The organism is Hydrogenophaga sp., from assembly GCF_026125825.1.
Classification (GTDB): domain Bacteria; phylum Pseudomonadota; class Gammaproteobacteria; order Burkholderiales; family Burkholderiaceae_C; genus Hydrogenophaga.
Genome location: NZ_JAHCKK010000129.1, coordinates 1 through 8,910, shown reverse-complemented (window position 1 = coordinate 8,910; position 8,910 = coordinate 1). Strand labels below are relative to the sequence as shown.

10 protein-coding genes are annotated in these 8,910 nt (G+C 70.0%); 9 read left to right on the top strand and 1 reads right to left on the bottom strand.

Annotated features, from left to right (window positions below; genetic code table 11):
- The 8 genes from KIT86_RS23015 to KIT86_RS22980 form a co-directional block, all read left to right on the top strand.
- The coding region (locus tag KIT86_RS23015; protein WP_297402735.1) for a molybdopterin cofactor-binding domain-containing protein at positions 1–855 on the top strand (855 nt) is incomplete at its 5' end.
- A 17-nt stretch (positions 856–872) separates the two neighbouring features.
- A complete protein-coding gene (locus KIT86_RS23010; RefSeq protein WP_297402733.1) occupies positions 873–1,664 on the top strand; it encodes a xanthine dehydrogenase family protein subunit M in 792 nt (263 codons plus the stop codon).
- Positions 1,661–2,566: a MoxR family ATPase gene (locus tag KIT86_RS23005; RefSeq protein ID WP_297402731.1), complete on the top strand. Its 906-nt coding sequence runs from the start codon at positions 1,661–1,663 to the stop codon at positions 2,564–2,566. The genes KIT86_RS23010 and KIT86_RS23005 overlap by 4 nt, the downstream gene beginning before the upstream one ends.
- A gap of 273 nt (positions 2,567–2,839) precedes the next feature.
- Positions 2,840–4,015, top strand: a complete 1,176-nt coding sequence (locus KIT86_RS23000; RefSeq protein ID WP_297402729.1) for a VWA domain-containing protein — start codon at positions 2,840–2,842, stop codon at positions 4,013–4,015.
- Between the two features lie 46 nt (positions 4,016–4,061).
- On the top strand, positions 4,062–4,637 hold the full coding sequence (locus KIT86_RS22995) for a CoxG family protein (RefSeq protein ID WP_297402727.1): 576 nt from the start codon (positions 4,062–4,064) through the stop codon (positions 4,635–4,637).
- A 2-nt stretch (positions 4,638–4,639) separates the two neighbouring features.
- On the top strand, positions 4,640–5,716 hold the full coding sequence (locus tag KIT86_RS22990) for an XdhC family protein (protein WP_297402725.1): 1,077 nt from the start codon (positions 4,640–4,642) through the stop codon (positions 5,714–5,716).
- Positions 5,713–6,351 carry a nucleotidyltransferase family protein gene (locus tag KIT86_RS22985; protein ID WP_297402722.1) on the top strand — a complete coding sequence of 213 codons (639 nt, stop codon included), beginning with the start codon at positions 5,713–5,715 and terminating at the stop codon, positions 6,349–6,351. The genes KIT86_RS22990 and KIT86_RS22985 overlap by 4 nt, the downstream gene beginning before the upstream one ends.
- Positions 6,352–6,449: 98 nt before the next feature.
- Complete coding sequence (locus tag KIT86_RS22980) at positions 6,450–7,559, top strand: helix-turn-helix domain-containing protein (RefSeq protein WP_367185462.1); 1,110 nt, start codon at positions 6,450–6,452, stop codon at positions 7,557–7,559.
- 17 nt (positions 7,560–7,576) lie between these two features.
- On the opposite strand, the gene KIT86_RS22975 is transcribed toward KIT86_RS22980, so the two are convergent.
- Complete coding sequence (locus KIT86_RS22975) at positions 7,577–8,185, bottom strand: glutathione S-transferase (RefSeq protein WP_297402721.1); 609 nt, start codon at positions 8,183–8,185, stop codon at positions 7,577–7,579.
- A 141-nt stretch (positions 8,186–8,326) separates the two neighbouring features.
- On the opposite strand from KIT86_RS22975, the gene KIT86_RS22970 reads away from it, so the two are divergent.
- Positions 8,327–8,779 (top strand): Lrp/AsnC family transcriptional regulator, encoded by a 453-nt coding sequence (locus KIT86_RS22970; protein WP_297402719.1) that lies wholly within the window; start codon positions 8,327–8,329, stop codon positions 8,777–8,779.
- Positions 8,780–8,910: the final 131 nt, after the last annotated feature.

Genomic DNA, 8,910 nt, shown 5'->3' with positions numbered 1-8,910 from the left:
AGCCACGGCCAGGGCCACGAGACCACGCTCGCCCAGCTCGTCACCAGCCAGCTCGGCGTGCCCTTCTCCCAGGTCGATATCGTCCATGGCGACACGGCGAAAATCCCCTTCGGCATGGGCACCTACGGCAGCCGCTCGCTCTCCGTCGGCGGCACGGCGATCGTGAAGGCGGTCGACAAGGTGATTGCCAAGGGCAAGAAGATCGCGGCGCATCTGCTCGAGGCGGCGGACACCGACATCGAGTTCGAGAACGGCGAGTTCAAGGTCGCGGGCACCGACAAGAAGGTGCCGTGGGGCAGCGTCTCGCTCACCGCCTACGTGCCGCACAACTACCCGCTGGACAAGCTGGAGCCGGGCCTGAACGAGACCGCGTTCTACGACCCGACCAACTTCACCTTCCCGGCCGGCACGCACATCTGCGAAGTGGAGGTGGACCCCAACACCGGCGTGGTGCGCATCGACCGCTTCACCGCGGTGGACGACTTCGGCACCATCATCAACCCCATGATCGTGGAAGGCCAGGTGCACGGCGGCCTGGTGCAAGGCATCGGCCAGGCGCTGCTGGAGCACTGCGTGTACGACCGCGAGACCGGCCAGCTGGTCACCGGCTCGTTCATGGACTACGCCATGCCGCGCGCCGACGACGTGCCGGACTTCCGGCTGGGCCACGTGACCACGCCCTGCACCACCAACCCGCTGGGCACCAAAGGCTGCGGCGAGGCCGGTGCCATCGGCTCGCCCCCGGCGGTGATCAACGCCGTGCTGGACGCGCTCGCGCCCCTGGGCGTGAAAGACCTGGACATGCCCGCGAGCCCCGGCCGCGTCTGGACGGCCATCCAGGCCGCCAAAGCCTGAACCGGAGGAGACACACCATGTACGCATTCACACTCGAACAACCCAAGACCCTGGCCGACGCCAAGCGCTTCAGCGGCGCGGGCGCGCAACCCCTGGCCGGTGGCCAGACGCTGATCGCCTCCATGAAACAGCGCCTGCTGCGCCCGGAACAACTGGTGGACCTGGGCGGCGTGGCCGAACTGCGCGGCGTCAAGGTCGAAGGCCAGACCGTGGTCATCGGCGCCATGACCTGCCACCAGGACGTGGCCGACAACGCCGACGTGCGCAAGCACATCCCCGGGCTGGCCGCGCTGGCCGAAGGCATTGGCGACCGGCAGGTGCGTGCGCGCGGCACGCTCGGTGGCTCGGTGGCCAACAACGACCCGGCCGCCTGCTACCCCAGCGCCGTGCTGGGCCTGGGTGCCACGGTGGTGACCGACCGGCGCCAGATCGCCGCCGACGACTTCTTCCAGGGCCTGTACACCACGGCGCTGGAGCCCGGCGAGATCATCACCGCGATCCGTTTCCCCATCCCCACCAAGGCGGCCTACGCCAAGTTCCGCCAGCCTGCCTCGCGCTTTGCGCTGGTGGGCGTGTTCGTGGCGCTCACGCCCTCGGGCCCGCGCGTGGCCATCACCGGCACCGGCAACGGCGTGTTCCGCCACGCGGGCCTGGAGGCGGCGCTCGCCAAGAGTTTCACGCCCGAAGCCGTGAAAGACGTGAAGATCGACGCCAGCGACATCAGCGGTGACCTGCACGCCAGCGCGGCCTACCGGGCGCACCTGGTGACGGTGCAGACCCAGGTGGCGGTGCGTCACGCCAACGGATGAGCCGGGTGCCCGACGACACCGGCACCATCGACGGCCTCACCCACGCCCTGCAGGGCGTGGGCTACCACGCTCCCCGGCGGCTGGCCACCGCCGTCTTTCTGGCCATGCGCCTGCAGCGCCCGCTGCTGCTCGAAGGCGAGCCCGGCGTGGGCAAGACCGAGCTGGCCAAGGCGCTGGCAAAGGTGCTGGGGCGCCCCTTGCTGCGCCTGCAGTGTTACGACGGCATGGAGCAGCGCGAGGCGCTCTATGAGTGGAACCACACGGCGCAGCTGCTGCACATGCGCGCGGCGCAGGCCACGTCCACGCCCGACGAGATCGAGCGTGAGGTGTACCAGGCGCGCTACCTGATCCGCCGCCCGCTGCTGCAGGCCTTGCAGACCCCCGAGCCAGGCGCGGTGTTGCTCATCGACGAGGTGGACCGCGCCGACGAGCCGTTCGAGGCTTTTCTGCTGGAGTACCTGGGCGAGTATCAGGTGAGCATTCCCGAGCTTGGCACCATCAAGGCCGTGGCCGCACCGCTGACCATCCTCACCAGCAACCGCACGCGCGACCTCAACGATGCGGTCAAGCGCCGTTGTCTGTACCAGTGGCTGGACTACCCTGATCGCGAGCGCGAACTCGCCATCGTGAAGAGCCAGGTGCCTGAGGCGAGTGCGGCGCTGACGGAGCAGGTGACGCGGTTCGTCTCCCGCCTGCGCAACCAGCCGTTTGCCAACGCCTTCCAGCGCAGCCCTGGCATCGCCGAGAGCGTGGAATGGGCCAAGGCCCTGGTGGCGCTGGACACGCTGACGCTGGACCCCGAGGTGATTCAGGACACGGCGGGCATCCTGTTCAAGCAGCGGGAAGATGTGGCTGCCTTGTTGCCGATGTTGGATCAGCTGTTGGCGCCTGAGCCTGTGTGATGTGGTGTTGAAAACCTTGCTTTCGTGGGTTGCCTCCGGGCCGCTGGGGCGGGGGGCCGTTCTCCGGCGCTGCTCGCGGGCGTCTGCCCGGGCGCACGAGAGACCATTGCGTCAACACCGTGGTCTGGACGCTCGCTCTGTGGCAACCGCGAATCGGCGCCTGCGCCCGGCCCCCCGCCCCAGCGACCCCAGCAGCACCTGGGCACACCACCCTTTGCGCGCCACCATCCGGCAGCGCGAGGTTCAACGCACGAAAAAGCAGGCAGCAAAAGAATGATCCTGGGTGACGCCAGAAGCGGGAAACTCCCCGACCACATCACCGCCTTCGGCAGGGCCCTGCGCCGAGCCGGCGTGCCCGTGGACAGCAGCCGCGTCGTGCTCGCCATCACCGCTGCCCAAGCCGTGGGCCTGGAACGCAGAGACGACCTGCGCGCCGCCCTCGAAGCCGTGATGGTCAGCCGCCAGCAGGACATCGGCGTCTTCGGCGAAATGTTCGACGCCTTCTTCCGCAACCCCGAACTCGCCCAGCAACTCCTTGCGCAGATGCTCCCCAAAGCCGCCAAAGCCCACCCCGTGCGGCGCAAAGCCCGCGTGCAGGAAGCCCTCAGCGTCGCCGGCCTCAAAGCCCGCACCCCCAACCAAGGCGAAACCGAACTCAAGCTGGACGCCGCCATGACCGCCAGCGACCAGCAGCGCCTGCGCCACGCCGACTTCGCCGGCCTCTCCGCCAGCGAATTCCGCCTCGTCGAACAACTCGTGCGCGACATCCCCCTGCCCCTGCCCCCCGTGCGCTCGCGCCGCGAACACGCCGGCACACGCGGCCACCGCCCCCACTGGCCCCGCGCCCTGCAACAGGCTCGCCGGCACGACGGAGAACTCCTGCAACTGCCCCTGATGCAGCGCCGGCCCCAGCCCCTGCCCCTGCTCATCCTGGTCGACATCTCTGGCTCCATGGAACGCTACGCGCGCCTGCTGCTGGCCTTCCTGCACCAGGCCACCCGCGGCACCCCGCGCGCGGCCTTCGCCTTCGGCACCGAACTCACCGACCTGCGCGCCGCCTTCCGCCACCGCGACACCGACCAGATGCTCGACATGGCCAACGCCGCCATCGACGACTTCGCCGGCGGCACCCGCCTGGGCGCCTCCCTCGCCAGCCTGCGCACCCGTTACCCACGCTGCCTCGTGGGCCGGCGCACCGTGGTGCTGCTCATCACCGACGGCCTGGACACCGGCGCGCCCGAGCTGCTCGACCAGGAACTCACCTGGCTGGGCCGCCACAGCCGCCGCCTGCTCTGGCTCAACCCCCTGCTGCGCTACGACGGCTACGCCCCCCTGGCCACCGGCGCCAGCGTGCTGCACCGCCACGCCCATGGCATGCTCGCCGTGCACAACCTCAGCCGCCTCGAAGACCTCGCGCGGTCCATGGCCGCGCTGATGCAGCGCGGCTGAACCCATCCGTTTCATTCATCATTCCGACCTGACAGGAGAACCCATCGTGGACATGCAAGGAAGCCGGACGCTCGCCGTCACGCAGCAACAGGCCTGGGAGGCCCTCAACGACCCGGAGATGCTCAAAGCCTGCATACCGGGCTGCGAGAAATTCGAGCTCACCGAACCCAACACCTACGCCGTCACCACCGCCATCAAGATCGGCCCCGTCGCCGCGCGCTTCAGCGGGCGCGTGACGCTCTCGGACATCGTGCCGCCCAGCTCGTACAAGATCGGCTTCGACGCCCAGGGCGGCGTGGCCGGTTTCGGCAAGGGCGAAGCCGCCGTGCAGCTCGCGCCCGCCGCCTCCGGCTGCGAACTCAGCTACACCGTGCACTCCACCGTGGGCGGCAAGATCGCCCAACTCGGCCAGCGCCTGATCGACGGCGCGGCCAAGTCGCTCGCCGAAGACTTCTTCCGCCGCTTCGACGAGGCGCTGCGGGCCCGCTACCCCGGTGCTGCCGCCGTGCCGGCCAGCGCCACCCCGCCCGCACCCCAGGCCAGCGGTGGCATGCCCACCTGGGCCTGGGCCGCCATCGCCATCGCCGTGGCCGCGGCGATCTACCTCGCCACAAAGGGGTAACTTTGGAAAACCTGGATGTCACCGTCCTGCGCACCCTGCTGGGCTGGCGCAACGAAGGCCGGCGCGCCCTGCTCGCCACCGTGGTTCGCACCTGGGGCTCCTCGCCACGCCCGGTCGGCTCGGTCATGGCCCTGTGCGAAACCGGCGCCGTGGTCGGCTCCGTCTCCGGCGGCTGCATCGAAGACGACCTGATCTACCGCTACAGCCGCGCCCACGGCGCGGTGCAAGGCAGCAGCGCTCCGCCCGGCATCACCCACGAGATCCCCAGCGGGCCGCCCGAGCGCGTGAAGTACGGCGTGAGCGCCGACGAAGCCCACCGCTTCGGCCTGCCCTGCGGCGGCACGCTGGAGCTGGTGCTCGAATTCAACCCCGATGCCGGCTCCCTGGCCGAACTCGTGCAGACCCTCACCGCCGGCCACCTCGTCGAGCGCCGCACCGAGCTGGCCACCGGCCGCGTGGAACTGCGCGCAGCCGCCACTCCCGCGGCGCTGGCCGACGAAAACGGGTGGCTGAGCAACACCTTCGGCCCCGAGTACCGCATGCTGCTGATCGGCGCGGGCCAGCTCACCGAATACCTCGCCACCATGGCGCTGTTCAACGGCTTCGCCGTCACCGTGTGCGACCCGCGCGAGGAATACCGCAGCGCCTGGGCCGTGCCCGGCGTGACCATCGTCACCGAGATGCCCGACGACGTGGTGCGCGAGTTCCGCGTCGACCGCCGCACCTGCGTGATCGCCCTCACGCACGACCCCAAGCTCGACGACCTCGCCCTGCTCGAAGCGCTGGAGACCGAGGCCTTCTACGTGGGTGCGATCGGCTCGCGCCGCAACAACGAAGCGCGCCACGCCCGCATGATCGAACACTTCGGCCAGACACCCGAGAGCCTGTCGCGCCTGCGCGGGCCGATCGGCATCTACATCGGCAGCAAGACGCCGGCCGAGATCGCCGTGAGCGTGATGGCCGAAGTGCTCGCCGTGAAAAACGGCGTGCCCCTGCCGCGCGACATGGAGGTGGCCAACGCCAAGAACACGCTCTCGGCCGCCGAGGCCAGCGCCCCCACCTGCTTCGTCTCACCGTGAAAACCGGCTTCGTCATCCTCGCCGCCGGCGCCGGCCGGCGCATGGGCGGAGTCGCCAAGTGCCTGCTGGAGCTGGACGGGCGCACCCTGCTCGAGCGGCTGCTCACGCACCTGCAACCGCTGCGCGGCCCGGCGCGGCACGACCTCGTGCTCGTGCTGGGCCACCACGCACACGACATCCAGGCCCACGTGGCCCGGCTGCCGGACGGCCTCGCGCCGCTGTGCGTCATCAACCCCCGGCCGGAAGACGACACCGCCTCATCCCTGCGCGCGGGCCTGCGGGCGCTGGCGCACGACGTCAGGCAGGTCGTCGTGCTGCTGGCCGACCAGCCGCTCATCGACAGCCAGGACGTGCAGCAGGCGCTGGACGCCTTCGCCGCGCGCGGCCCCGGCATCCACGTGCAGGTGCCCATGGTGCGCGGCCAGCCCGGCCACCCGGTCATCTTCGACACGCGCGTGCGCGACGCGCTCACCGAGCCCCTGCAGCCCAGCCTGCGCCAGTGGCGCGCCGCCCACCCCGAGGCCGTGCGCCTGTGGGCGGTGGACAACCCCCACTACACCCGCGACCTCGACACCCCGGCCGACCTGGAGGTGCTGGTGCGCGAGACCCGCTGGAGCTGGCGCTGGCCGGGTTAACCCGGTCCCTGGCGGGGATGCACGGGCGGCCAAACGCTGCTCTAATGGCAAAGACCTGTCCGCAGCCCGGCCCCCGCCCAGCCAACCTCCTGCCGATCGTGACCCCACAGTCCCCGCCTTCGATGCCCCAGCAGCAGCGCCTGGCCCTGATCGAGCAGGCGCGCAAGGCAGTGCTTGAATCGCGCGCCCCGCTGAGCCCGCCCCTGCTGGCACCCTGGGTCGAACGCTCCTGGCGGCGCTGCCTGGACATCGGGCTCGAACCGCGCCAGCACATCACCTTCGACACCGTCACCAGCGGCGCGGCCCAGCGCGCCATCGAAGCCAACCAGCCCCTGCTGCGCGCCGCCGCGCCGGTGATCCAGTCGCTCTCGCGCGCCATGGCGCACACGCGCTACTTCGCCATCCTCACCGACGCGCGCGGCCTGGTCATCGACGTCAACGGACCGGTGGACCGCCACGACCCCCACGCCGCCAGCATCGCGCGCATCGGCGTGGACCTCTCCGAGCGCGCCGTGGGCACCACCGCCATCGGCACCACCCTGGCCGACCTCCAGCCGGTGTGGCTGCACCGGGGCGAACACTTCTTCGACGACACCAGCATCTACAGCTGCGCCGGCGCCCCGATCTGGGGGCCCCATGGCCAGTGCGTGGGCATGCTGGACCTCACCGGCGTGAACGTGCTCGAACAGCCCGCGCTCAAACACCTCGTCACCCAATCAGCGCGCAGCATCGAAAACGCCCTCACCCTCGGCCAGCCGCACCGCCTGCTGCTGTGCCTGAGCTGGCCCGGCCGCATGCCCGGCGACGCCAGCGATGGCCTGGTCTGCGTGGATGCCGACGGCCAGATCACCGCACTCAACCGGCCGGCGGCCGACATGCTGGGCGTCGTCTCGGGCCTCGCACCCGGCCACTGCAGCGAGCTCTTCGCCGTGCCCGTGGAAACCCTGTTCGACGCCGCTCGACACCAGCGCGGCCCGCTGGAAGTGCCGCTGTGGTCGGGCCTGCGCCTGAGCGTGCTGGCCCAGCTCAACCCCGGCGGTGAACGCGGCCCCCTGCACGGCGCCAACCACGGCCTGCCCCTCAAGGACGTGGAAACCGCCATGATCCGAAAGGCCGTGGACGACGCGCGCGGCAACGTCAAGGAAGCCGCCCGCGCGCTGGGCATCAGCCGCGCCACTGTCTACCGCAAGCTCGGCCGCAAAAACTGAGACAACCCCGCCGCGCCTCAGGCGAAAGGCGCCGCGCGGAAGGCATCCAGCCCTTCCGCCTGCCGCGAATGGCGGGCCGTGGCCGGGTAGGCCTGGGCATCCACTTCACCAGGCACCATCTCGTGCGCAAAACGCCATGCCACGGCCACCGTGACCCCCGCCTGGTCCATGGAAGCCGCCTCCACCGGCAGGGGCTGAGCCGCCAGCTCCGCCTCGATCTGCGCGAAGGCCGCCACCAGTTGCCCTTTCACGCGAAGCATCCAGGGCTCGTGCAGCTTCTCGGCGGGGCGCAGATTTCGCTCGTAGACGATCTGCACCGCCTTTTCGCAAGCCGCCAGCCCCAGCCCGACCATGCGCAGCGCGCGCTGCCGCTGCGGCCCGCCCGCCGGCAACAGGCTGCGCCCCGCCACCGACTCGACGTGGTCAATGATCAGCGTGGAATCCATCAGCGTCTGACCATCGGCGCACACCAGCGTGGGCGCCTTCACCACCGGGTTGATCAAGCGGAACTCGTCGAAGCCGCGAAACACCGAAATCGGCCGATGCCCATAAGGCAGCCCGAGCAGTTGAAGGGAGACCGCCACACGCCTCACATAAGGCGAGTCGAGCATACCGATCAGTTCCATGTACCAGTCCTTGCGTCAATGGCCGTCGCACCGTGCGAAGCCGCTGGGCCCATGCTAGACAATCGCAGGCCTGCCTCCAAGCGCGAAACATCGGAATCGGCGCCGCCAAACCGATGAATCATCGCCACGCGAAACACCCCCATGAAGCTGGACAAGAAAGACCTCCTCATCCTCGAAGCCCTGCAGCGCGACGCGCGGCAAAGCCTGGCCGCCATCGGCAAACGCATCGGCCTGTCGCAACCCGCGATGAGCGAGCGCGTGCGCAAGCTCGAAGACGCCGGCGTGATCGAGGGCTACAGCGCGCGCGTCAACCTGCGCGCCATCGGCATCGGGCTGCAGGCCCTCATTCGCATCCAGACCACGCACGCCGGCATCGCCCCATACGTGCAACTGTTTGAGGACATGCCGGAAGTGCTGGAAGCGGACCGCGTGACCGGGGAAGACTGCTTCATCGTGCGCTGCGCCATCGCCGAGCCGAAGGACCTGGAGCGCGTGGTCGACGCACTCGCGGTGCACGGCGGCGTCACCACCTCGCTGGTGCTCTCCAGCCCGGTGCGCAAGACGGCCACCGTGCTCGCCGCGCGGCGGGCGTAGGCCTCACCGCCCCCGGCGCTGGCGCGCACAGGGTTCATTGCGCCGTGATCGACTCCGTGTAAATGAAACTGCTGCAGGCCGCCACGAACGCCCGTGGCGTCTGCCGCGCACCGAAGCCATACACCCGCAAG

Coding starts and splice junctions, on each gene's coding strand:
- KIT86_RS23010 (WP_297402733.1), top strand. CDS start 873: ATGTACGCATTCACACTCGAACAACCCAAGACCCTGGCCGACGCCAAG.
- KIT86_RS23005 (WP_297402731.1), top strand. CDS start 1,661: ATGAGCCGGGTGCCCGACGACACCGGCACCATCGACGGCCTCACCCAC.
- KIT86_RS23000 (WP_297402729.1), top strand. CDS start 2,840: ATGATCCTGGGTGACGCCAGAAGCGGGAAACTCCCCGACCACATCACC.
- KIT86_RS22975 (WP_297402721.1), bottom strand. CDS start 8,185: ATGGAACTGATCGGTATGCTCGACTCGCCTTATGTGAGGCGTGTGGCG.
- KIT86_RS22970 (WP_297402719.1), top strand. CDS start 8,327: ATGAAGCTGGACAAGAAAGACCTCCTCATCCTCGAAGCCCTGCAGCGC.